The sequence below is a fragment of the Paenibacillus ginsengarvi genome (assembly GCF_003626695.1).
Taxonomy (GTDB): domain Bacteria; phylum Bacillota; class Bacilli; order Paenibacillales; family NBRC-103111; genus Paenibacillus_AB; species Paenibacillus_AB ginsengarvi.
This window is the reverse complement of the sequence record NZ_RBAH01000001.1, coordinates 226,133-249,534: the sequence shown is the minus strand read 5'-3', so window position 1 is coordinate 249,534 and position 23,402 is coordinate 226,133. Positions and strand designations below refer to the sequence as shown.

At 55.4% G+C, this 23,402-nt stretch carries 25 protein-coding genes; 18 read left to right on the top strand and 7 right to left on the bottom strand.

Features of this window, described 5'->3' with window-relative positions:
- Nucleotides 1-24: 24 nt before the first annotated feature.
- From rlmN to spoVM, 7 genes are all read left to right on the top strand, one after another.
- Nucleotides 25-1,116, top strand: a complete 1,092-nt coding sequence (rlmN, locus tag D7M11_RS01275) for a dual-specificity RNA methyltransferase RlmN (protein WP_240040911.1) — start codon at nt 25-27, stop codon at nt 1,114-1,116.
- A gap of 16 nt (nt 1,117-1,132) precedes the next feature.
- Nucleotides 1,133-1,915: a Stp1/IreP family PP2C-type Ser/Thr phosphatase gene (locus D7M11_RS01270; protein ID WP_120745330.1), complete on the top strand. Its 783-nt coding sequence runs from the start codon at nt 1,133-1,135 to the stop codon at nt 1,913-1,915.
- Nucleotides 1,912-4,092 (top strand): Stk1 family PASTA domain-containing Ser/Thr kinase, encoded by a 2,181-nt coding sequence (pknB, locus tag D7M11_RS01265; RefSeq protein WP_120745329.1) that lies wholly within the window; start codon nt 1,912-1,914, stop codon nt 4,090-4,092. Before D7M11_RS01270 ends, pknB begins: the two co-directional genes overlap by 4 nt.
- The gene (gene rsgA / locus D7M11_RS01260) at nt 4,092-5,015 is read left to right on the top strand and encodes a ribosome small subunit-dependent GTPase A (RefSeq protein WP_120745328.1); all 924 of its coding nucleotides are present in this window, start codon (nt 4,092-4,094) and stop codon (nt 5,013-5,015) included. Before pknB ends, rsgA begins: the two co-directional genes overlap by 1 nt.
- A gap of 2 nt (nt 5,016-5,017) precedes the next feature.
- The gene (gene rpe, locus D7M11_RS01255; protein ID WP_120745327.1) at nt 5,018-5,689 is read left to right on the top strand and encodes a ribulose-phosphate 3-epimerase; all 672 of its coding nucleotides are present in this window, start codon (nt 5,018-5,020) and stop codon (nt 5,687-5,689) included.
- A 5-nt stretch (nt 5,690-5,694) separates the two neighbouring features.
- Nucleotides 5,695-5,973 (top strand): hypothetical protein, encoded by a 279-nt coding sequence (locus D7M11_RS01250; protein ID WP_120745326.1) that lies wholly within the window; start codon nt 5,695-5,697, stop codon nt 5,971-5,973.
- Nucleotides 5,974-6,171: 198 nt separating this feature from the next.
- Nucleotides 6,172-6,252 (top strand): stage V sporulation protein SpoVM, encoded by an 81-nt coding sequence (gene spoVM / locus D7M11_RS01245; RefSeq protein ID WP_120745325.1) that lies wholly within the window; start codon nt 6,172-6,174, stop codon nt 6,250-6,252.
- A 247-nt stretch (nt 6,253-6,499) separates the two neighbouring features.
- On the opposite strand, the gene rpmB is transcribed toward spoVM, so the two are convergent.
- Complete coding sequence (gene rpmB, locus D7M11_RS01240; protein ID WP_120745324.1) at nt 6,500-6,688, bottom strand: 50S ribosomal protein L28; 189 nt, start codon at nt 6,686-6,688, stop codon at nt 6,500-6,502.
- A 181-nt stretch (nt 6,689-6,869) separates the two neighbouring features.
- Between rpmB and D7M11_RS01235 the strand changes: the two genes are divergently transcribed.
- The 6 genes from D7M11_RS01235 (at nt 6,870) to D7M11_RS01210 (ending at nt 12,963) form a co-directional block, all read left to right on the top strand.
- A complete protein-coding gene (locus D7M11_RS01235) occupies nt 6,870-7,217 on the top strand; it encodes an Asp23/Gls24 family envelope stress response protein (RefSeq protein ID WP_420817525.1) in 348 nt (115 codons plus the stop codon).
- A 55-nt stretch (nt 7,218-7,272) separates the two neighbouring features.
- Nucleotides 7,273-9,003: a DAK2 domain-containing protein gene (locus D7M11_RS01230; RefSeq protein ID WP_120745322.1), complete on the top strand. Its 1,731-nt coding sequence runs from the start codon at nt 7,273-7,275 to the stop codon at nt 9,001-9,003.
- A 28-nt stretch (nt 9,004-9,031) separates the two neighbouring features.
- Nucleotides 9,032-9,886: a DegV family protein gene (locus tag D7M11_RS01225; RefSeq protein ID WP_120745321.1), complete on the top strand. Its 855-nt coding sequence runs from the start codon at nt 9,032-9,034 to the stop codon at nt 9,884-9,886.
- A gap of 2 nt (nt 9,887-9,888) precedes the next feature.
- Nucleotides 9,889-11,937 carry an ATP-dependent DNA helicase RecG gene (gene recG / locus D7M11_RS01220; protein ID WP_120745320.1) on the top strand — a complete coding sequence of 683 codons (2,049 nt, stop codon included), beginning with the start codon at nt 9,889-9,891 and terminating at the stop codon, nt 11,935-11,937.
- A 91-nt stretch (nt 11,938-12,028) separates the two neighbouring features.
- Entirely contained in the window at nt 12,029-12,319 is a 291-nt protein-coding gene (locus tag D7M11_RS01215; RefSeq protein WP_240040910.1) for a stage VI sporulation protein F, read from the top strand.
- 221 nt (nt 12,320-12,540) lie between these two features.
- Nucleotides 12,541-12,963 (top strand): VOC family protein, encoded by a 423-nt coding sequence (locus D7M11_RS01210; RefSeq protein WP_120745318.1) that lies wholly within the window; start codon nt 12,541-12,543, stop codon nt 12,961-12,963.
- A gap of 364 nt (nt 12,964-13,327) precedes the next feature.
- Here D7M11_RS01210 and D7M11_RS01205 read toward each other — a convergent pair whose 3' ends face one another.
- Together D7M11_RS01205 and D7M11_RS01200 are read right to left on the bottom strand one after the other, a co-directional pair.
- Nucleotides 13,328-14,185, bottom strand: a complete 858-nt coding sequence (locus tag D7M11_RS01205) for an alpha/beta fold hydrolase (protein WP_120745317.1) — start codon at nt 14,183-14,185, stop codon at nt 13,328-13,330.
- Nucleotides 14,182-14,754, bottom strand: a complete 573-nt coding sequence (locus D7M11_RS01200) for a PadR family transcriptional regulator (RefSeq protein ID WP_120745316.1) — start codon at nt 14,752-14,754, stop codon at nt 14,182-14,184. Before D7M11_RS01200 ends, D7M11_RS01205 begins: the two co-directional genes overlap by 4 nt.
- Before the next feature lie 172 nt (nt 14,755-14,926).
- Here D7M11_RS01200 and D7M11_RS01195 point away from each other — a divergent pair, with 172 nt between their 5' ends.
- On the top strand, nt 14,927-16,498 hold the full coding sequence (locus tag D7M11_RS01195; RefSeq protein WP_120745315.1) for a catalase: 1,572 nt from the start codon (nt 14,927-14,929) through the stop codon (nt 16,496-16,498).
- 304 nt (nt 16,499-16,802) lie between these two features.
- The gene (locus D7M11_RS01190) at nt 16,803-17,918 is read left to right on the top strand and encodes a Gfo/Idh/MocA family protein (RefSeq protein WP_158606375.1); all 1,116 of its coding nucleotides are present in this window, start codon (nt 16,803-16,805) and stop codon (nt 17,916-17,918) included.
- A gap of 55 nt (nt 17,919-17,973) precedes the next feature.
- Here D7M11_RS01190 and D7M11_RS01185 read toward each other — a convergent pair whose 3' ends face one another.
- The 4 genes from D7M11_RS01185 to D7M11_RS01170 all read right to left on the bottom strand — a co-directional run bounded on the left by D7M11_RS01185 (nt 17,974) and on the right by D7M11_RS01170 (nt 21,413).
- Nucleotides 17,974-18,456, bottom strand: a complete 483-nt coding sequence (locus tag D7M11_RS01185) for a GNAT family N-acetyltransferase (protein ID WP_158606374.1) — start codon at nt 18,454-18,456, stop codon at nt 17,974-17,976.
- Nucleotides 18,457-18,615: 159 nt separating this feature from the next.
- A complete protein-coding gene (locus tag D7M11_RS01180) occupies nt 18,616-20,526 on the bottom strand; it encodes a glycosyl hydrolase family 18 protein (protein WP_120745312.1) in 1,911 nt (636 codons plus the stop codon).
- A 189-nt stretch (nt 20,527-20,715) separates the two neighbouring features.
- On the bottom strand, nt 20,716-20,994 hold the full coding sequence (locus D7M11_RS01175) for a DUF2653 family protein (RefSeq protein WP_120745311.1): 279 nt from the start codon (nt 20,992-20,994) through the stop codon (nt 20,716-20,718).
- On the bottom strand, nt 20,994-21,413 hold the full coding sequence (locus D7M11_RS01170) for a hypothetical protein (RefSeq protein WP_120745310.1): 420 nt from the start codon (nt 21,411-21,413) through the stop codon (nt 20,994-20,996). Before D7M11_RS01170 ends, D7M11_RS01175 begins: the two co-directional genes overlap by 1 nt.
- A gap of 204 nt (nt 21,414-21,617) precedes the next feature.
- Here D7M11_RS01170 and D7M11_RS01165 point away from each other — a divergent pair, with 204 nt between their 5' ends.
- The 3 genes from D7M11_RS01165 to D7M11_RS01155 are packed head-to-tail and all read left to right on the top strand — an operon-like array spanning nt 21,618 to nt 23,367.
- Complete coding sequence (locus D7M11_RS01165) at nt 21,618-22,151, top strand: DUF309 domain-containing protein (protein ID WP_120745309.1); 534 nt, start codon at nt 21,618-21,620, stop codon at nt 22,149-22,151.
- Entirely contained in the window at nt 22,148-22,747 is a 600-nt protein-coding gene (locus D7M11_RS01160; protein ID WP_420817390.1) for an HD domain-containing protein, read from the top strand. Before D7M11_RS01165 ends, D7M11_RS01160 begins: the two co-directional genes overlap by 4 nt.
- A gap of 53 nt (nt 22,748-22,800) precedes the next feature.
- A complete protein-coding gene (locus D7M11_RS01155) occupies nt 22,801-23,367 on the top strand; it encodes a beta-class carbonic anhydrase (RefSeq protein WP_120745308.1) in 567 nt (188 codons plus the stop codon).
- Nucleotides 23,368-23,402: the final 35 nt, after the last annotated feature.

Sequence of the window (23,402 nt, the reverse complement as noted above, 5' to 3'; positions counted from 1 at the left end):
TCAAAGAAACGGGCAGGGATATTTTTGCTGAAACCTTTAAAGCCGTTAAAACCATTATTGCCGCATGTGCCGGAGAAGCCTTCCGCTTACGATTTTTCCCTGGAAGATTGGGAGGCGTGGCTGAAAGAAAAAGGAGAACCGTCCTTCCGGGCGGGACAAATATTTGACTGGTTGTACGTGAAGCGTGTCGGCACGTTCGAGGACATGTCCAACCTGTCCAAGTCGCTGCGCGATAAACTGGCGGATTCCTTCGTTTTCGTATCGCTGAAGGAAATTGCCCGTCAGCAGTCCAAGGACGGGACGGTCAAATTTCTGTTCGAGCTCTCCGACAACAATGCGATCGAAACCGTCATCATGAAGCACGATTACGGCAACAGCGTCTGTGTCACGACACAGGTGGGCTGCCGCATCGGCTGCACATTTTGCGCTTCGACGCTTGGCGGGCTGAAGCGGAATTTGTCCGCTGGCGAGATTGTGGCGCAAGTGGTGACCGCCCAGCGTCTGCTCGACGCCACAGGCGAGAGAGTAAGCAGCATCGTCATTATGGGGATCGGCGAGCCGTTCGAAAACTATGACGCGATGCTCAAGTTTTTGAAGCTGATGAACCACGACAAAGGGCTGAATATCGGCCAGCGACATATTACCGTATCGACGAGCGGCATCGTGCCGAACATTTACCGGTTTGCCGACGAGAACATGCAGATCAATCTGGCGATATCGATTCATGCGCCGAATGACGAGCTGCGTTCCAAGCTGATGCCGGTTAACCGGCGCTATCCGTTTGCGGAATTGGTCGAAGCTTGCAGTTATTATTTGCGCAAGACGGGCAGACGGATTACGTTCGAATACGCGCTTATGGGCGGCGTCAACGATGCGGCGGAACATGCCGAGGAGCTGGCGGGCGTACTTAAGGGGATGCTGCCGCTCGCCCACGTCAATCTGATTCCGGTCAATTTCGTGCTGGAACGCGATTTCAAACGAACGGAGAGGGACGATATTTTCGCTTTTCAGCGCATTCTGGAAAAGCATAATATTCCCGCGACGATTCGTCGCGAGCACGGCAGCGACATCGCCGCCGCTTGCGGACAACTGCGGGCCAAGCATATGGAGTCATAAGATGAGGTGAGGGTTCATGCTAACGGCGTATCGTACCGATGCCGGACTTGTCCGGCTTATTAACGAAGACCGGGCGGCGGTGAGAGACGAGTGGAACGGGTTTACCCTCGCCATCGTAGCGGACGGCATGGGCGGCCATCAGGCGGGGGAGATCGCCAGTACGATGGCTATCGAGCTGGTGGAGACGGAGATGCGCACCGTCCGCGCCGAAATGACGCTTGAGGAGCGCCAGGAGACGGTGCGCCGCGCCATCGCCATCGCCAACGAGGAGGTTTATGAATTCGCCTCCAAGCAGCCGCGTTATCAGGGAATGGGCACGACCGTTGTCACCGCGCTCGCCTCGCAGAACGAAGTCGTAATCGGCCATATCGGCGACAGCCGCGCCTATCTCGTCTCGGGCGAGTCGATCCGGCAATTGACCGAGGATCATTCGCTGGTGAACGAACTGGTCAAGTCGGGGCAGATTACGTCGGAGGAAGCGAACGTTCATCCGCTGCGCAATGTCGTTACGCGCGCGCTCGGCACGGACAAGCAGGTGGAGATCGACATTATCCGCTGCGAGTGGCGCGAGGGCGATATTTTGCTGTTGTGCAGCGACGGGCTGAGCGGGCTTGTCGAGGAAAGCGAGATGCGGGACATTATTGCCGCCGTTCATGATTTGCCGTGGAAGGTAGATCGGTTGATCGCCCGTGCCCTGGAAGAGGGCGGAGGGGACAACATTACGGTTGTGCTGCTTGCGAATGTCGCCCGGGACCCAAAGCCAGTAACGGATGAGGCGGAAAGGAGGGATGGAGCATGATCGGCCAAGTGCTGGGAGGACGTTATGAAATTCTCGACCGGATCGGCGGCGGCGGCATGGCGCTTGTGTACAAGGGACACGATATTTTACTGAGCCGCAAGGTAGCCGTCAAGGTGCTGCGCCAGCAATACGTGCATGACGAAGAGTTTATTCGCCGTTTCCGGCGGGAAGCCCAGGCGGCCGCATCTTTGTCGCATCCGAACGTGGTCAGCATTTACGATGTCGGACAGGAAGACGAGATTCATTATATTGTTATGGAGTACATCGAAGGCAAGACGCTGAACGATCTGATCAAGGAACGATCGCCGCTGCCTGTCGACGAGTCTACCCGGATCGCCGCACAAATATGCGACGCGCTCGATCATGCCCACCATAACCAAATCATCCATCGCGATATTAAGCCCCATAATATTTTGATCGGCAAAAACGGCCGCGTCAAAGTGACCGACTTCGGCATCGCCCGCGCAGCGGATGCTTCGCAAATTACGCAGACCGGCTCCGTCGTCGGCTCGGTGCATTATTTTTCGCCTGAGCACGCGAAAGGAACGCTCACAGGCGCCCAGTCCGACCTGTATTCCCTCGGCATCGTGCTTTACCAAATGCTTACCGGGCGTCTGCCGTTTCTCGGAGAAAGTCCGATCAGCGTCGCGCTCAAGCACTTGCAGGAGGATGTGGAGGAGCCGCGCAAGGTGAACCCGCTCATTCCGCAAAGCGTCGAGAATATCATCCTGAAATCGATGCGCAAAAAGCCGGAGGAGCGTTACCGTTCAGCTAAGGAAATGCTTCAGGATCTGGATACTTGCCTGCAGCCGGAACGTCGGAACGAAGCCAAGATCAAGTTTTCCTCTGACGACGAGCTTTACGATGACAGCGAGAAAACGCGCGTGCTGCCAGCCATTCGCGGCGACTATACGCCGGTGGCGGATCACGATGACGAAGAGGACGACGAAACGCCGCGCAAACGCCGCGGCTGGATTAAGCCGGTCGTATGGACGGTCGTCACGCTAGTTTTGCTTGGGCTTATGATGGCCGGCGTCATGTATGTGCAGAAGCTGATCGAAGTTCCCGAGATTGAGATTCCGAACGTAGTCGGTATGAATGTGCAGGAAGCCCAGAAGGCGCTTCAGGATAAAAACATGTCGAGCAAGGTCGTCACGCAGTCGAATGCGCAAACGCCGAAGGATATCGTCATGCAGCAGGACCCGACGTCGGGCCGGGTTAAGGTGAACAACATCATCACGCTGTACGTAAGCGACGGGCCGGAGAAGAAACGGATGCCGGACTGGAAAGGCAAGTCTGTGAACGATGTGCTGAACACGGAATTGCTGCGTCTTGGGATCAACAAAGCCCAGGTCAAGCAGGAGGCGACTTTCGGTAACGAGGAGCCGGGAACGATACTGGCCCAGACGCCTGCGGCCGACGAGGAGTACGATCCGAAAACCGTTGAGATCAAGCTGTCGGTCAGCAAAGGCAAGGAGCAGATCGAGATGCCGAACCTGATCGGCCTGACCGAGGCGGCCGCTCAGTCGAGAGCGAAGCTGAACGACCTGAAGCTGGTCGTCCAGCAGGAGGCGACGTTCAAAAAGCCGCGCGGTCAAGTGTTCGACCAGCATCCGTACAAGCCGGGCGAGCTCGTGTCTCCGGGTGCGGAAGTGAAAATTTTCGTCAGCACCGGGTATCCGGATACGGCGAAGGAAATAACGGTAACGAAAATGATCGCTCCGTCCGAAAAAGGCAAGGAGAGCACGATCGAAATCAAATACAGCGACGCTAGAGGCGACGATCTCGAATGGGATAAGCCGCGCAAAATCACGGATGCCCAATCGTTCGATATCAAGCTGGTGCTTTCGCCGGATAAGGACGGGCAAATCCAGTATTTCCGGGACGGCAAGCGGATCGACATCGATACGGTTCCTTATTCGGGCAAAACGACGAGCAGTCCGGTATCCGGCGTTCCAAGCGGACCGCCGGCGTCGGGCGGCCAGCAGCCGGGCGGAGCGGCCGGAAGCACCACAAACGGCGCTACGAACGGGAACACAAACGGAACTACAAATGGCACAACAAATGGCGCAACGAACGGCACGAAACCGCCTGCCGGTACCACCGGAGGAACAACCGGCGGTACGACGGGCGGGCAGCCCGGTACGACGAATCCTGGCGCGGGAGGACGAAATTGATGCCCGAAGGGATCATCGTGAAAGCACTCAGCGGCTTCTATTATGTCCGACCGGTTGATGACGAAGACACTCTTATCCAGTGCCGGGCCCGGGGCATCTTCAAGAAAAAGGGCGTCACGCCCCTCGTAGGCGACCGCGTGCAGTTCGCCGTGACGGAAAACGGCGAAGGCACCGTCGACGAAATAGAGCCGCGGAGCACGGAGCTGATTCGACCGCCTGTGGCGAACGTCGATCAGGCCGTGCTCGCGTTCTCGCTGACGGAGCCAGCGCTAAATTTGCAGCTGCTGGACAAATTTCTCGTTCATACGAGCAATAGCGGTCTGGATACGATCATTTGCCTGACGAAGCGGGATCTGCTCCCCGAGGGCGGCGAAGACGACGTTACCGCTCATGAGGAAATATCGCTGGATGAGGTCAAGCGGCTGTATGAACGAATCGGGTACACAGTCATCGTAACGAGCACGAATACGAAGGAAGGGCTGGAGCAGGTGCGTGCCCGACTGGAGGGCCGGATTAGCGTCTTCTCCGGTCAATCCGGGGTAGGCAAGTCATCGCTGCTGAACGCGATTATGCCAGAGCTGACGCTTCAGACCAACGAGATCAGCATGAAGCTGGGGCGAGGGAAGCATACGACCCGGCATGTGGAGCTGATCTCGCTGGATGGCGAGCAGGGCGGCTTCGTCGCCGATACGCCGGGCTTTAGCCAGCTCGACTTTTTGCATATGGAGGCGGACGAGTTGTCGTCCTGCTTTATCGAGATGAAGCCGCTGTCCGCAGGGTGCAAATTCCGTGGCTGCCTTCATCAGAGCGAGCCGGGCTGCCAGGTGCTGGCGGCGCTGGAGCGCGGCGAGATCGCGCAAACCCGCTACAAGCATTACCTCATCTTTTTACAGGAAATGAAAGAACGGAAACGGAGGTATTGACAATGTCGAATTTGCTGATTGCTCCGTCGATCTTGTCGGCGGATTTCGCCAAGCTGGGCGAAGAAATCGCCGATGTGGAACGCGGCGGCGCAGACTGGATTCATGTGGACGTTATGGACGGCCATTTCGTGCCGAACATTACGCTCGGCCCGCCGATCGTACAGAGTATCCGGCCGCATACGAAGCTGCCGCTGGACGTTCACCTGATGATCTCGAAGCCGGACGATTACATTGCCGCCTTCGCCAAAGCGGGGGCGGATTACATTACCGTTCACGCCGAAGCGTGCACGCATCTGCATCGCACCGTACAGCTGATCAAGAGCGAGGGCGTGAAAGCCGGTGTAGTACTTAATCCGGCAACCCCGCTGACAGTGCTCGAGCATATCGTAGACGAGCTTGACCTCGTGCTGCTTATGACGGTCAACCCGGGCTTCGGCGGCCAGCGGTTTATCGGCTCCAGTGTGCCGAAGATCGCGGCGCTGCGCCGGATGCTGGACGAGCGCGGACTTCAGCGCGTACATATCGAGGTCGACGGCGGAGTGAATGAGGAAACGGCGCCTCTGGTTGCCGCAGCGGGAGCGAATGTGCTCGTCGCGGGCAATGCGGTATTTTCGCAGCCAGATCGGCGCGCGGCCATGGCCGGCATTCGCGAAGCGGCTTCCCGGAGGGAGTAGCGCGCTTGAAAAAAACATTGATGCTGCTGCTTTGCAGCTTTGTAGCCGGTCACCTGCTGCTCATTTTTTCGTGGACCGATTTTTCGATATTTCGCTATGTATATTCGCTCGGAGCTTTGTTTATCGGGATTTATTATTTCAAGACGTACGAATCGCTGGGACTGCGGATCGGCTTTATCGTCACGGCGATGGTGTTCTGGCTCTTGCTGTTGTTCGTTTATGTCGCTATCGGCAAAATACCGATATTGAATCTCGAGCCGCCGGGGCTGAAGATGGAGCAATAACGCGGAGGTATGTTTTCGGCTCCGACCGCATATAGATGACTACAAGAGAGCCGCTCTTGTAGTTTTTTTGTTCGGATCATCACCTTTTCCGAAGACGGGCATAAGCTGGCACATAAGGTGGTTCCATGCGGCGGCACAGGAGGGAAACAAGCGACGGGCGTCCAAAAGCCGCGCGGAACAGGCGAGGGAGGGGTAGAAATGAAATTTTACACGATCAAACTACCGAGATTTTTGGGTGGTGTCGTGAAAGCGATTTTGAATTCGTTCAGCAAAAATTGATGGAGCGGCCGCGCTGCCGGCGCGCGCCGCGCAATTCGGGAATGCCTCCGTCCGCTAACCGAAGCAATAGCGATCCTCCTCACGTTAACTGATCTCTTCGCCGCCGGTTTTCCGCTTGCGGGCCATGCGGGAGAATCGTCCAAGCGGGCAGAGGCCGTGTCTGGCGAGACGTAAAAAAAAAGCACCTGAACAGGTGCTTTTTGTCTATTTGCCTTGAGCGAATCAAGACAAAGGTCCGGGCGAAATCTTACACGCGCTCTACGAGGCCGGATTTCAGAGCACGGGCGCTTACATAAACGCGTTTCGGTTTGCCGTTTACCATAATGCGAACTTTTTGCACGTTAACGCCCCAAGTGCGCTTGTTCTTGTTGTTAGCGTGGGACACGTGATTGCCTTGGCGCGGGCTTTTGCCAGTAATCGTACATTTGCGGGACATGAGTTACACCTCCTGAAAAAACAATCATACCGAGCACATACTTAAGTATATTAGCATATCCGTAGTAGCCTCGTCAATTATCGGTTGAAACGGTTTTGCATTTCTTTCTTTTGTCGATTATAGTAAAATGAAAGTAATGTTTCAAGAAACGAACCGGGGAGGACTTGCCGTGACTGTACAGATGGATAACGAGTGGGGAAAAGTATTCGTTTCAAACGATGTGATCGCGGTGATCGCCGGCTCGGCCGCCCTCGATTGTTACGGACTGGTAGGCATGGCGTCGCGCAAGCAGCTCAAGGACGGCTTGGCGGAGATGATCGGCCGGGAAAACTTGAGCCGAGGGGTGGAGGTTCGCACCGAGGCCGACGGCTTACATATCGTCCTTCATATTATTGTCGGCTACGGGACGAAAATTTCCGAAGTCGCCCATAATGTGCAGTCGAAAGTCAAATATGTGCTGAACGAGGTTGTGGGACTGAAAGCCGACTTCGTCGATATAGTCGTACAAGGGGTTCGCATCGCGCGCTGAAGGGCATAAGCAATATTGACGGGCAACGAATTCCGATGGATGGGGGAGTTTTTTCTTGAGTAAGCGCTTTAAAACGTTAAATGGGCCAGACTTTACCAACATGATGAGCAAAGGTGCCGAAGCCCTGCATGCCGGCGTAGATCATGTCAATGCTTTAAACGTATTTCCCGTGCCTGACGGCGATACGGGGACGAACATGAATATGACTTTGACTTCCGGTGTGGACGAGCTGAAGAAGAAAACGTCCCCTCATATCGGCAAATCGGCCGAGGCGTTGTCGAAAGGGCTGCTGATGGGCGCCCGCGGCAACTCCGGCGTCATTTTGTCGCAGCTGTTCCGCGGCTTCGCCAAATCGATCCAGGAGGCCGACGAGATCGATGCGCAGCAGTTTGCCGCAGCTTTGCAGCATGGCGTCGATACGGCCTACAAAGCGGTCGTGAAGCCGGTGGAAGGAACCATATTGTCCGTCGCCCGGGAAGCGGCGAAGCATGGTCTTGCGACGGCGCGCCGTCATGCCGATATTACCGAGCTGATGAGCGAGGTGCTGAAAAAGGCGAAGGAAGCGCTGGCCAAAACGCCGGAGCAGCTTCCGGTGCTGAAGCAGGTCGGCGTCGTTGATGCGGGCGGCCAGGGCCTGGTTCTGATCTACGAAGGCTTCGTTGCCGCGCTTCGCGGCGAAATGCCGGAAGGCGCGGGAGCGGGACATGCCGTTCAGACGCGCAGCCCGTCGCATCTGCTCGACGTTGGTTCGCTCAGTGCGCAAGCGCATATGGCGACGGAGGATATCGAGTTCGGCTATTGCACCGAATTTATCGTCCGGCTCGATCCGGCGAGAAGCGCCGCGGCTGGGTTTACGGAATCGGCGTTCCGCGAGCAGCTTGTCGAGCATGGGGATTCACTGCTTGTTATAGCCGACGACGATCTTGTGAAAGTGCACGTTCATGCGGAATATCCGGGCAATGTGTTGTCGCTGGCGCAGCGGTACGGCGATCTGGTCAAAATCAAAATCGAAAATATGCGGGAGCAGCATTCCCATATCGTATCGGATAGCGGAGGGCAACCGGCAGCGGAGCAGCCGAAGCAAGAGGAGCGCGAGGCGGCCGTATCTGTCCGCCAAAGCAAAGGCGCGAAGCGGTTCGGCTTCGTTGCCGTAGCGGCCGGCGAAGGAATTTCGGCGATTTTCAAAAATCTCGGCGTCGATGTCGTGTTGTCCGGCGGACAAACGATGAATCCGAGCACGGAGGACATCACCACTGCGGTCGAACGGGTGAATGCGGAGACGGTATTCGTCCTCCCGAACAATTCGAACATTATTTTGGCCGCCCAGCAGGCTCGCGAGCTGATGGAGCGCAGCGTCATCGTGGTGCCGACGAAAACGGTGCCGCAGGGAATAGCCGCTATGCTGAAGTTTCAGGCCAGCGAATCGGCAGAGCGAAACGGCGCGCTTATGGAAGCGGCGATTGGCGACGTACAGTCCGGACAAGTCACTTACGCTGTCCGCGATTCGCAGATTGACGGGGTCGACATCCACGAGGGCGACTATCTCGGCATCCACAACAACCGAATCGTAGCGGCTGAGCCGTCCATGATCGACGCGTGCGCCAAGCTGCTGGCCAGTATGATGGCGGATGGCGGCGAAGTTGTGACCGTCTTGACCGGAGCGGAGGCGCGAGAGGAAGATACGGTGCAGCTAGCCGAGCTGATCGAGGATGCGTACCCGGACGGCGAGTTGGAAATACTCGCGGGAGGACAGCCGCTATACTATTATTTGTTCTCGGTAGAGTAAGATAACCAAAAGCGGGAGGGGGACGCCGGTGGCAAACATTCGCATAGTGACGGACAGCACATCCGATATTCCGGAGGCGGTTCGGAAACAATACGGCATCGAGATGGTGCCCTTGAAAGTGCATTTCGGCTCGGAGACGTATTACGACGCCATTACGATACAGCCCGACCAGTTTTACGAGAAGCTTGCAGCGTCGTCTTCGCTGCCGACCACGTCGCAGCCGTCGCCGGCGGATTTTCTCGATCTGTACAAGAGGCTGACGGACGAGCCGGATACCGAAGTCATATCGATTCATTTATCGGCCGCCCTAAGCGGCACGTATCAATCGGCCTTACTGGCCAAATCGCTTTTGGACGCTGAGAAGCCGATTGCGATCATAGATTCCAAGTCAGCCTCCTACGGAATCGGCTTGCTCGCTGTGGAAGCGGCGAAAGCGGCTCAGGCGGGGAAAAGCAAGGACGACATTCTCGAGCTGCTTGCCCGGATTCGCAAGGAAATGCGCATATATTTTCTTGTCGGCACTCTCGAATATTTGCAGAAAGGCGGCCGAATCGGCAAGGCTGCGGCTTTGTTCGGCTCGCTGCTCAACATTAAGCCGATCTTAACGCTGGACGACGACGGCGAGGTGTCTTCGGTGGACAAGGTTCGCGGCCACAAGAAGGCTGTCGCCCGCATCGTCGAACTGCTCAAGGCGGATTTCGGCGATAGGCTGCTTAATATGACCGTCGCCCATGCCAGCTCGCCCGATGTGGCAGCCGAGTTCAGCGAAGTGCTCAAGGCGAACTTTAACATCGCCGAGATGACGTTTACGGACGTCGGTCCCGTAATTGGCACTCACGCCGGACCGGGCACTGTCGCCGCCTTCGCCAGGCCGGTGTTATGAGCATGGATCTGCACTCGCTGCCCGTCCGTTCTGTCTCGGGTGTTACTCCGGCCAAGGCGAAGGAGCTGGAGGAGCTTGGGATCGATTCGGTGGCGCGCCTGATCGACTATTATCCGTTCCGGTACGAGGACTACCGGATTCGCGATCTGGCGGAAGTGAAGGACGGCGAGAAAATAACGATTCAGGGTAAGCTGTACAGCGAACCGGCTTTGCAAATGTACGGGCGCAGCAAATCGAGAATGTCTTGCAAAGTGTACGTGGACCCGCTGTTCGTGACGGCGGTCCTGTTTAACCGCCATTTTCTGAAGGATCGGCTTCGTCCCGGACAGGAAATTGTGCTGACGGGAAAATGGGAGGCGAAAAGGCTGCAGCTTACGGTTTCCGAGGCGGAGTTTCCTGGCGGGAGCTCATCGCAGACGGGAACGCTGCAGCCCGTTTATTCGCTGACGGCGGCATTGTCGCAAAAATGGATGCGCAAAACGGTAAAGCAGGCGCTGACGCAGTTCGGCGCGCTTGTGCCGGAGGTGCTGCCGCCGCAGCTTACGGACAAGTACGGCTTTATGGCGCGCAAGCAGGCGGTTTACCGGATTCACCATCCGGACGATGCGGCGGAAGGCAGACAGGCCCGCAGGCGGCTCGTGTACGAGGAGCTGTTTTTTTTCCAGCTCAAAATGCACGCGTTCCGGGCGCTTCAGCGGAAGAAAGCCGACGGGGTAGCCCACGAGTTCGACAACGAGGTCGTGCGCCAGTTTGTCCGCGCGCTGCCGTTCAAGCTCACCGATTCGCAAAAAAAAGTAATCGGCGAAATTTTGCATGATTTGAAGCAGCCCTACTGCATGAACCGGCTGCTCCAGGGTGATGTGGGAGCGGGCAAGACAGTTGTAGCCGCCGCCGCGCTATTCGCATCGGTACGGGCCGGACACCAGGGGGCGCTCATGGTACCGACGGAAATATTGGCCGAGCAGCACAAACGGTCGCTGGAGCGGCTATACGAGCCGTACGGCATTCAGGTCGGCCTGCTGACCGGAAGCCTTACGGACCGGCAGCGCCGGGACACGATCAATTCGCTGCATATGGGCCTTATTGACGTTGTAGTAGGTACTCATGCGCTTATCCAGGACGATGTGATGTTCCGCAATCTCGGACTTGTCGTAACCGATGAGCAGCACCGATTCGGCGTTAACCAGCGCAGCGTGCTCCGGCGCAAAGGAATGAACCCGGATGTGCTGACGATGACGGCGACTCCGATTCCGCGGACACTTGCGATTACGGCGTTCGGCGACCTCGACGTGTCGACGCTGCGGGAGCTGCCGAAAGGGCGCAAGCCGATTCAGACGTATGCGCTCGGGCACGATAAGCTGGAGCGTGTAATCGACTTTATCCGCAAAGAAGTGAGCGGAGGCCGCCAGGCTTATATCATCTGCCCGCTGATCGAAGAGTCGGACAAGCTCGATGTGCAAAATGCGATCGACGTGCACGCCCAGATGTCGCACGCGTTCCCGGAATTTCGCGTCGGCCTGCTCCACGGCCGGATGCCGGCACAAGAGAAGGACGACATCATGAATGCGTTCAAGGACAACGACGTGCAGGTGCTCGTATCCACTACCGTCATCGAGGTCGGCGTGGACGTGCCGAACGCCACGGTGATGGTCATCTACGATGCCGTCCGTTTCGGGCTGTCGCAATTGCACCAGCTGCGGGGGCGTGTTGGCCGGGGCGAGCATCAATCGACGTGTATTCTGATCGCCGATCCGAAAAACGAAACGGCCAAGGAGCGAATGCGTGTCATGACCGAGACGAACGACGGCTTCGAGATTGCCCGCCGCGATTTGGAGCTGCGCGGCCCCGGGGATTTTTTCGGCACGAAGCAAAGCGGCTTGCCGGAGTTCAAGCTGGCCGATATGATGAGCGACTTCGAGATCATGGAGCACGCGCGGGACGACGCGGCTGAATTGGTCGCCCAGTCCGACTTCTGGACAGCGGCGGACAATTTGCCGCTGCGCGAGTTTTTGCAGCGAGAACAAATATTGGACGGCGAACGGCTCGATTGAAGCAGCTACTCCCGGAGATCGGCAAAAGAATAGGCGTAACCCGGACACCTCCCGCATATGGTATACAATGACTATGCCGGGAGGTGTTCGGTTGGTTACGTATCAAAGTTACGGAATCCCGCGGGAACTGGTGGAGCGCATCAAGCTGAAGCTGAAAGACCCCGATACGAAAGACCGGGTGAAGCAGCTTTTGGACGGGGTGACGAAAGCCGATTTGCAGGACCGGGTGAAGGTCAAGTCGCTGCTGAGCAAGCTGACGAAGGCGCTGCATGAGCCGGTCTCCGACGCGCTGGCGAATCAAATCGTGCAAATGGTGATCGATCTGAAGCTCGATCCGAACAATACGTTTCACCTGATCAAGTTGTGGGGCATCTTCCGGTAAAGCGATCGGTCCGGGAGCGGCAGGGACGGTAGGCCATGAGGCTTATCCGTCTTTTTTGCGTATCAAGGTGGAGTGTCATGGAAATGTTACATAGGGATACGTGCCGCTTCAAGAAAGTAGGGCATTTTTTGGAATACGGCTGCCGAAATAGTGCCAAACTGGTGTATAGTAATGATGTAGGACAAGCAGGAACCCATAATCGATAAGAAGGAGCGATGCGTGTGTCGGTAGATGTTTATTTGAATTTTAACGGCAATTGTCGGGAGGCGATTCAATTTTATGCGGAGGTATTCGGTCTGGGAACGCCGAAAATGATGACGTTCGGCGATGTCCCACCCAATCCGGAATTTAAGCTTCCGGAGGAAGCGAAATCGCTAATTATGCATTCGCGGCTATCGATCGGCGGGAGCAACGTGATGTTCTCCGACGTGTTTCCCGGCATGCCCTTTACGCAGGGCAATAACATCAGCCTATCGTTTGTGAGCGAAAGCCGAGAGGAAGTCGAAACGGCGTTTAACCGGTTGAAGGAAGGCGGCTCCGTGATCATGGAGCTGCAGGAGACGTTCTGGAGTAAGTGTTACGGCTCCTTGACGGATAAGTTCGGGATCGGCTGGCAGGTGAACCTGGGGATCGGCGAGTGGTAAACGGAAAGTAATTGGACGATAACGTGTGCCAGCAAAGGCCGCCCGGCTCTCTCAAGCTCAGGAGAGAAGCCGGCGGCCTTTCGTTTAGGAACGAGACTCATCCTCATAGGCGATTCTGAGCTTTCTGGAGCGTTCGACTACTTCTTGCATCGTCGGGTGCTGGGCCTCCTCATGACGTGAATACAAGATGAAGGCAATACTCAATAAGCCTAGGCAGCATATGCAATAAATGACAAGCGTAGCGATCAGTATCATGGTGCCGCTCCTTTATTGAGTCAAGAATGGATTTCATTCTCATTGAAGACTATAACTTTATTGTGCATATATTGGCAGGAGTGTCAAGACAGGGATCGCTATTTTTGTATCAGCCAGCAGTTGGTTTCGAATCAAGCCAGGGACGAATAAGGGGAAGTACGTTTACAGGTTGCATGGCGCTCGTGTGATCGAGTCCGTCTAAAAGAGCCACGTCCCAACCGGCTTCGATCAGCCGGCCCCTGGTCTTGAGGAGTGGACCGGCGATATCGACCGTGACATCTCCCCATTTCTCGCCGTACTCGATTCGATCGGCGCTGCCGGCGAAGCAAAGACGCGGACAACGGAGCAGATGCTGAATGGCGGAGTCATCGAAGCTTTGCAAGCTTTCGTAGAGGGTAACGAATTGTTTCGTCTGGGCTTCGCTCATGGTGACTTCTACGGTTGACCAATCGAATTCGTCCGCTTGTTCCGGCGAATAGCTGGGGCCGTACGTTCCTTGATTGGCGGTAGCCATAGCATAAGTAGCCGTCGTTACTTTTAACATCTCTCTATAAGGACCGCCGATCGGCGGGAATCCACCCATGATGAGGGCGGACAAACGGTTCGTGCGGAGGGCCAGCTGCAATCCGGCAAGAGCGAGCCAGGAGTAACCGTAATAGGCGAAACGTTCCGCCCCGGCCCGATCCGCTATCGCCAAGAAGTCGTTTGACAGCTGCTCCGGCGTAAGTGAATCCGGCTTCGGGTTGAGGATGACATGCCCCTCGTAATCGAAGGCGATGACTCGGTACCGGTCTTTGAGACCGTCGATTAGCGTTTTGCCAAGCGAGGGGTCTACGCCCCATTTCTTCAGCTCCTCGGCTTGAGCCCCTTCGGCGGGTTTCGGATTCACAGGCAATAGCAGCGCCTGGCCTTTCCCCTGGATATCGACGTTTATGTTCGTTCCGTCGTGCATCGTAACCTCAATCATTCGTTCTCCTCCTTCACATGATGTTCCCTAAATCCATATTGGCCGGACTCGATATGTTGCAGCATCCGTAGCGTATGCTCTGCTTGGCTCTCTACATAGCGAACCCACAGGCCAACAAGCTCGGGGTGCTTGGATGGATCGGATGGAAACTCCGATGTCGGCAGCGACTTCAGGAACTGCGCCGAATGGAGCAGGAGCGTATGGCGTTCTTGCAACAGGGCCAAAACTTCAGTTCGAGGCATCATTTCCATAAAAGCAACGCCGACGGAGAACGATTGGATATCACTGCTCTTCAATGCCGCTTCGAGGAGCGAATAAAATTCTTCCTTTCCCTTCTCCGATACCGAATATTCGGTGCGGGAAGGCCCCGGCTTTTCCTCGCTTTGCGAAGGTACCGGCTGAATTAGCCGCTGCGACTCCAGCTTCTCCAAAGCATGGTAAATCGAGCCGGGTTTTACGTTGGTCCAAGTGTCCGCACGCCAGGACGTAATATCGCTGTAAACTTTGTAACCGTGACTCGCGCCGCTGCGCAGGATGGAGCCGAGTACAAGCAGCCGAACGGATGACATGAAGGAAACCGCCTCTTTCTATTCAAATTTGAATAGCCGATACATGAAATGGTAACACGAGGTGTATATCTAGTCAAGTTTGAATAGCTGGCGATGTTTTCGTACATAATTCACCTGCTTAAGGAAATACTGGGGAGGTTAAAAGAACAAGCATCTGGATGGAGGGACAAGGATGGGGCAGGATGAGACTGATCTAACATTAACGAATCGGCAAGGTCATCCGGTGACCAACAATCAGAATATAAGAACTGTGGGCAACCGTGGTCCCGCAACTTTGGAAAACTACGATTTCATCGAGAAAATCAGCCACTTCGACCGGGAACGAGTGCCCGAGCGTGTCGTACATGCGCGGGGCGCAGGCGCCCACGGGTATTTTGAAGCATATGGTACGGTCGGAGAAGAGCCCGTCTCTACCTACACGCGGGCCAAACTATTTCAGGAGAAAGGCAAACGGACACCGGTATTTGTCCGCTTCTCGTCGGTGATTCACGGCGGCCATTCGCCGGAGACGCTTCGCGATCCGCGCGGCTTTGCCGTCAAATTTTATACGGAGGACGGCAACTGGGATTTGGTCGGAAACAATTTGAAAATCTTTTTCATTCGCGACGCGATGAAGTTTCCCGACATGATCCATGCTTTCAAACCGGACCCGATAACGAACATTCAGGATAGCGAACGGTTTTTCGACTTCTGCTCCAGCTCGCCGGAGTCGTTTCATATGGTGACATTCGTATACTCGCCGTGGGGGATACCGGCCAACTACCGCATGATGCAGGGATCTGGCGTAAACACGTATCGCTGGGTAAATAGCGAAGGGAAGGCCGTGCTCGTCAAATACCACTGGGAGCCAAAGCAAGGCATTAAAAATTTGACGCAGCAGCAGGCGGGGGAAATCCAGGCGACCAATTTCAATCATGCTACGCAGGACTTGTACCAGGCGATAGAGCGCGAAGACTATCCGGAATGGGAATTGCTTGTCCAGATGATGAGTGATGAAGAGCATTCCGAGCTGGATTTCGATCCGCTCGACGATACGAAGCTGTGGCCGGAAGACCAGTTCCCGTGGCTGCCAGTCGGAAAGATGGTGCTGAACAAAAATCCGGAAGATTATTTTACGGAAGTGGAACAGGCCGCTTTCGGCACCGGCGTATTGGTAGACGGTCTCGATTTCTCGGACGATAAAATGCTGCAAGGACGCACGTTCTCCTATTCGGATACGCAGCGCCACCGGGTAGGAGCGAACTATTTGCAATTGCCGATCAACGCCCCGAAAAAGCGGGTAGCCACGAACCAAAGCGGCGGACAAATGCAGATTAGGACGGATCGCGCCTCGGGACAAAATCCCCACATCAATTACGAGCCCTCGATCCTTGGCGGATTGACGGAGGCCAGTCAACCGGGGAAAGAGCATACACCGTACGTGGCAGGCCAGGTCAAACGCGAATCGATCGACCGTCAAAGCAACACCAAGCAAGCGGGGGAAACGTTCCGCAGGTTCGAGGAGTGGGAAAGAGCCGATCTGATTCTCAATCTCGTCACGGACCTCTCCCGCTGCGATTCGCGCATTCAGGCAAAAATGATCGCGCTGGCGGAGGAAGCCGACGAAGAGTACGGCCGCCGTTTGAGAGAGGGATTGCAGCAAGCTCCGGCAGAGAGTTCCGGCCAAAGCCCGCTCGGCAACAAAGACGCCGGCGAAGCTCCGGCTCAAGCTGTGCGCAAAGGCCGCGACGCGGAGCCGTATTGAGCGTTAAGGGAAGGATAACGAGGAGGCATCCGCTGCGACTGGCGAATGCCTCTTTTTCGCTGCGTATGAAAGTGCGGTCTGTACGCCGTCTTTTTGTGTATTCGCAACCCCTTACGTGGACGTGGCTTCCGATACGAAAAATATGAACACGGCTTTCCGCGACGTGGCCGAGGCGGCTAACAAAAGTATCGATCAAAAGATGAAAAAGTAAAAAACGGGATTCCTTTCTCAGCCGATTCGGTCTATTCTAATCATAGAAGAGATTTACAATCATTATTTTCGCAAGCAGGAGGTTATGGTTCGAATGAGGCCGATCACGCTGGGGATGGTAGGAAGCGGAGATATTAGCAACCGTTTTTTTGAGCAGGCGGCGAAGCTGGAGGGAGTCTGTTTTGCGGCGACGTGCGCCAAACATTTGGACAACGCGAAGCGGAAAGCGGACAAGTACAACGTGCCCAAGGCTTACGACGACTACAAGCAGATGATGGACGAGGAAAAGCTGGACGCGGTCATTGTAACCACTCCTCATTCGGTCCATGCGGAAGTCGTTCTGGCTGCACTCGAGCGGGGACTGCATGTACTAAACGAAAAGCCTATGGCGACGTCCTATGAAGATTGTCTCCGTATGGTGGAAGCTGCGGAGCGGAGCGGCGCGCTTCTGATGAGCTTGCCGTACGATTGGAATCCGGCTTTTATCACCGCGCTTCGTTATGTGGGTGAGGAAACGATCGGCAAGCTGACAGGGGCGGAAGTACAGCTCAATATTCCCGGTCCTCCGCGCGACAACTGGTATTACGACAAGTCAGTTTCGCATGGCGGGGCGATTCTCGATTGCATGGTGTACCCGATCAGCCGGTTAATCGGCTTGCTCGGACCCGCGCGCAGCGTTATGGCGGAAGTGAATACGCTAATCCCAAAACGGATCGTGGGCGGCGGGAAAACGGTGCTCAGCGATGTGGACGATAACGCCACCGCCATCGTCGAATTTGCGGGAGGGCAGCATGCGGTCGTGCGGACCTTGTGGGGAACCTCGTTCAATCAGAACAATACGATCGTTTACGGCCGCAAAGGTACGGTAGCGTTGAACGACGGCGGGTTCCCGCTCGTTGTCCATTCGCCGGCAGCGCCTATACCGGATGCGGAGCCGGTCGTATGGCGGGGCGCGAAGGACTGTTATGCGCCGAAGCTGGAGCAGGTGGAGAGCACGGACAAAGACATCATGAGCCACTTCATCCACTGCCTTCGCTCCGGTCAGCCGCCCAAGCAATCGGCGAGACAGCAGCTCCATGTGCATGAGATCATGTTCGGTGCCTACCGTTCGGCGGAAACCGGCTGCCGCTACGAGCTGACGACTACGTTCGAACCTTACCATCAGGCGATAAGGCCGAGCCAGTTCGATACGAAAAGCGATTTTATTTAAGCCGCATATGGAACAAGCAGGCTGGCGCTCCGGCGCCGCCTGCTTGCTGCTTTTTCTAGGGCTGTTCGAGCAGCTTCTCCATTGATATGCCGACGATGGCCTCGCCCCGGAAGTTGAGCTTTTTGCTCAAGGCAAACGGCTTGAAGCCGAGCTTGTCATAAAACAGCAGCGCCCGCGGATTGGTGCTGTGACAGACGAGCAGGAGGCGGGGGACGTTTAACTCGGCGGACGCTTTCGTTATCATCGTTCGGATCAGAAAAGCGGCGGCTCCCTGTCCCCGGTGGGCTGGCGCGACAATAACATTACCCAGATGACACTGCTTCCCTTCCTCGTAGCCGTAAAAGTTCGCGTAGCCGGCGATGCCGCTCTCATCCTCCACGATGGTCGGACACCAGCGGTTTTTCGCATTTTGCTCGAGCTGCCCGGCCTGGAGCGGGAACTTGCCCGACGGGAACATAAAATACAGCTCGTCTTCGGTTTCTACGAACGTACATATCGTTTGATAGTCCTCGCTTTGCGCAGGTCTGCAAGTATACATGGGCATCCTCCTGTGCTCTTCTTATTTACTTCCATTATATCGGTGTCATGCGTAGGGCAAGCGCCAATTCGTACGGCAGGTTCAGCCAAAAAGTTGACCGTTCCCGGCAGTTTCAAAAAGCAGCGATCCGCATAAAGGAACGCTGCTTTTGGTAACGGTTTATTTGAGCTGCAAAATCGAATTCCACACGTCGGTCGTCTCGTAGCCGAGTCTCCATGCGGCGACTCCGGCCAGGTCGTACTTGTTCGCAATGTCGACCCGGGCTTTGACTGTCTCCTCGTTTTCCAGCCAGAAGACGTAGCGGTACCCGCCGTCTTCATATTCGACCTTATACTGCTGAAACTGCGGGTCCCATGTCGATACCGCTTTTTTGGCGGCGATCAGTGCGGGAATATCTTTCATATAGATGGCACGGTTGCTCTCCAGCGCGCCGGTACCTGGATTGATTTTCCACTCTCTCACATAGTAAGGGATGCCGAGCACCAGCTTGTCTCTAGGAATGCCGTATTCGAGAAACTCCTGTACGCCTTCCTCCGCCCAAGGCAGACCCGATACGGAGCCGGGCTTGTCGCTGCCGGAATAATGCTGATCGTAAGCCATCGTAACGACGTAGTCGACGATGCCGGCGAGCTTCTCGTGGTCGAAGGCCGACAAGTGATTCCATTTCACGCTTCCCCGGGGCAGATCGACGGAAACGAGCAGACCTTTCGCACGCGCCGCGGTTGTTAAGGAACTCATGAACGTGGTAAAAGCGGCGCGGTCCTTGCCCGCCAGGTTTTCAAAGTCGATATTGAGCCCGTCCACGCCGAGCTCCGCCGCTCGGTTGGTGAGTGCTTTAATAAACGTTTGCTGTGCGGCCGGATTGGCTAAAAATTGCGTCGTTAAAGCCGAATCGAATTGGTTGTTGACGAGCGGGTGAATGTCATAGCCCTGGCTTTTGAGCCAAGCGATCGATTCTTTGTTCGACATGTCCTTCATCGCGCCGTTTGCGTCCGCGAGCTGGAACCAGGTGGGGGAGTCGATATCGAGTCCGACGGTCGTCTGCACCTGCTTCTTGATCGTGTCGGCGGCCGACGAGCCGTTCCAGCCCCAATACAGCAGCTTGCAGCTGTTGTTCCAGATCCGTTTGCCATGGTAGGTGCGAATCGATATCCCCGTATACCATTGCGAAAATTGGAGCGCTTCCGATATCGTTTTGAAGGCGGTCACTTTATTGTCGTTCTGGTATACCTCATAGTACGGATTGTTCGTCCATATTTCTTTGCCGTTCAGCTTGATCGTAATATGTAGATACCACTGCGAGTAGGCAATCGCTTCGTCGACGCTGATGAATTCGGCGATCGGGGTATCGTTCTGATACACCTTGTACGGCCTGCCGTTCGAATACACGACCTCGCCGCTATTCGACGTATCGATTACGACCGAATCGTACCATTTCAGCGCTTCAGTCACGGCATCTTCCAAGTATGCGAACGTGCCCAAATCCGTCGATACGCCTTGCTGCCGCACCTTATAAATACCCGCTCCTTGCCGGAGCTTGTCTTTCTCCGCGGCGGATATATTATCCCATACCCACTTGTTCGTTTGCAGATCGATGACATGAGAGCCCAGATAATACTTGGCTGCGGCTATTGCATCCTTCAGGTCGGCAAATTCCCAAGTATCCAGCGTGATAGAGCCCTGATACAGCCGGTAGCGCGGGTAGTTGTTCCACACCCAGGAGGTCGACTGCATGTCGCGGATCGCGGCGTGACCGTAATAACGGGCAACCGCCTTCGCTTCCTCCAACGTGGCGAATTCCCAGCCGGGCAGCGATACGTCGTACTGGTACAGCTTGTAGCGCGGGTAATTGTTCCACACCCATTTGCGCGAGCCAATCTCTTCGACGTAGCTTTCCTTATACCCTCCTGCGTAAGCGATCGCCTGCTTCAAGTCGGAAAACTCGGAAACCGCCGTTTCATTCTGATACACCCGGTACTTCGTCGTTTTGTTCGCCGCCATAGCGGTGAACGGCGTTACCAATACGGTTACCGACACGAGCAGCGCGGCAACCCATCTGCTTCCTCTCATTTCGATCAGCCACTCTCCCTATCAATCTCGTCTATTAGACGTAAAAAGATGAAGAAAGTTGCGAGATTTCGGGAGAATCGGCCAAATATCAAGAGAAAATACGGTGTAGCACCGATAATCGGGCGATACGTTCGGAAACGGACAAAAAAAGAGCGTTCCGGTTTCCCGGAAACGCTCTTCGCTAACTTGTTACTCTTTGACGATACAGAACATCTCGTCCTCAACATCCAGCTCCAATTGGCTGCGGAACACGCGCCGATTGTAATGGTTCAGGACGTATCGTTCGACCGCCTCGAGCATGTTCGCCTCGATAATATAGTGCGAACGGCCGTCGATCGTGATCTCGGCGGAAAACCCGAGGCTTTCCTCCCATTCCAGCTGAACGCTTACCTGATCGGGCGAAATGCCTTTGCGTTCGGCCATATGCTCGCATATGGCGTTGATCAATTCCTGCTGGTTAAGCGTCATTACGGCTCGAACCTCTTCTTCGATTTATTGCGGTCGCGGAAGTACACATAAGCGACGCGAATAAGCATGATCAACGCGAAGATGGCGATGACGTTGATGAGCAGGCCGAGAATGTTGCCGAGGAAGCCCATGCCGCCGAACATGCCGCCGAACAGCATACCGGCCAGACCGCCGATCATGAGGCCTTTCATAAAGCCGCCGCCGCTGAAAAATCCGGGCTTGGAAGCAGTAGCCGGTGTAGTCGGATTAGTCGTTGCTTTCCCCGAATCTGTCTTGGACACATTGTCCGAAGGCTTCGTAGGGGAGTAGGACTTGCTGCCCGAATTGAAGCTGCTTTTCGGCTTCGCATCTGCAAACTGTGGCGCGCTGAACGCTACGACGGCGAAGCAAGCCATCAGTACCAGCACCCATTTTCTCATTGGTAAACCCTCCTGTACTATAAATCAATCTGCCTATCAAGTTGTACTACGATTAGTTTCGGCATCGGTTTCATATTTTAAAAAAATATTTGATAAAAAGTTTTTATAAAAAAATTGCTGCCTCCGATCAACTGCATCGGAGCCGGATAAGTGATATAATACGTAGATGGACTGCGCCCGATAGGATAGGAGGCGATCTTACAGATGTATCCGGACGAGTACGTCGACTATTTGATTCATTTTCATGCCAGCCGGGACTGGTTTGAATGTCACGAAATTTTGGAGGAATACTGGAAGCGTCACCCGCACGATCCGAAAAGTCGGACCTGGGTAGGACTGATTCAAGTAGCGGTGTCGCTGTACCACCATAGACGCGGCAATCAGTCTGGCGCGCTGAAAATGATGTCGGCGGCGCTGCGCAATATGGATCAGGTCCATCTGAAGGAGCTCGGGATCGATGCGGACGCTTTTCGCAGGGAAGCGGAGCGGCGGCTGCACAAGCTGAATGCAGGCGAGGCGGCGCCGTTTGCCGATATGGATATTCCGCTGGCGGACGCGCGGCTGATCGCGAAGTGCGAATCGGTATGCGAGGCCAAAGGGCTGAACTGGAAACAGCCGAGCGACCCGGAAGATTCGTTCCTGAGAAACAAACATACGCTTCGCGACCGAAGCGACGTGATCGAAGCGCGGCAAAGAGAAGCCAATCGGCGGCACGAATACAAGGAAGCGCGGGGGTGAGCGGTCAGGTGGCCATGCGGCTCGAGCAGCAGCTAAGCTTTATTATCGAAATCGACAAACTCAAACATATTTTTCGCAAAACACGGCTCGTACGCAGCGACAGATTCGAGAACGATGCCGAACATACGTGGCATCTCGCCATGATGGCTGTCGTCCTGTACGAGCATGCCAACGAGCCGGATCTCGATCTGCTTACGGTGCTCAAGATGCTGCTTATCCACGATCTCGTCGAGATTGATGCCGGCGACACATTCGCCTACGACGAGAAAGGACTTGAAGGCAAGTTCGAGCGCGAGCAGGCAGCCGCGCAACGTCTGTTCGGTATGCTGCCGGACGATCAGAAGGACGAGTTTATCGGCCTGTGGATGCAGTTCGAGGCGCGTGAGACGAAAGAAGCGAAATTCGCCGCGGCCGTCGACCGGCTGCAGCCGATGCTGTTCAATTACGAGAACGAAGGCCAGTCGTGGAAGGAGCACGGCATCTCGAGCGATCGGGTGCTGGAGCGGAACAAGCATATCGCACAAGGTTCGACGGAGCTGTGGCGCTATGCGGAGGAACTGATCGGCAAGGCGGTCAAGCAAGGATATTTCAATTGACACTCCCGCGCGGCGGGCACGCCTGCTGCCGGACGAATAAGGAGACTTGGAACATGGCCAGACTATTAGATGAAATTATCGATTTTAACCGTTCGTTCGTAGATCAGAGCAAGTACGAGCCTTACTTGACGTCGAAGTTTCCGGACAAAAAGTTCGTAATTCTCACTTGTATGGATACCCGTCTGATCGAGCTGCTGCCGGCGAGCATGAACATCAAAAACGGCGACGTAAAAATGATCAAATCCGCTGGCGGCGTCGTGTCGACGGCGTTCGGGGGCATCATGCGAAGCATTATCGTGGCGATCTACGAGCTGGGCGCCGAAGAAGTGCTCGTCATCGGCCACTACGACTGCGGCATGGGCAACATTAACCCGCATGCGATGAAAGATAAGTTCCGCGAGCGGGGCATTGCCGAAGATACGCTGCAAATTCTGGAACATTCAGGCCTGAATATCGAGCATTGGCTGCGCGGCTTCGACGACGTATCGGAAAGCATCCGCAAAAGCGTCAGCCTGATCCGCCATCATCCGCTCGTGCCGAACATTCCGATTCACGGTCTCGTGATCGATCCGAAGACGGGCAAGCTCGACGTTGTGGATAAAGGTTATCTGGACAATTAAGTGAGTGCAAGCCAAAAGGGCCTCTTCGCTGTGCG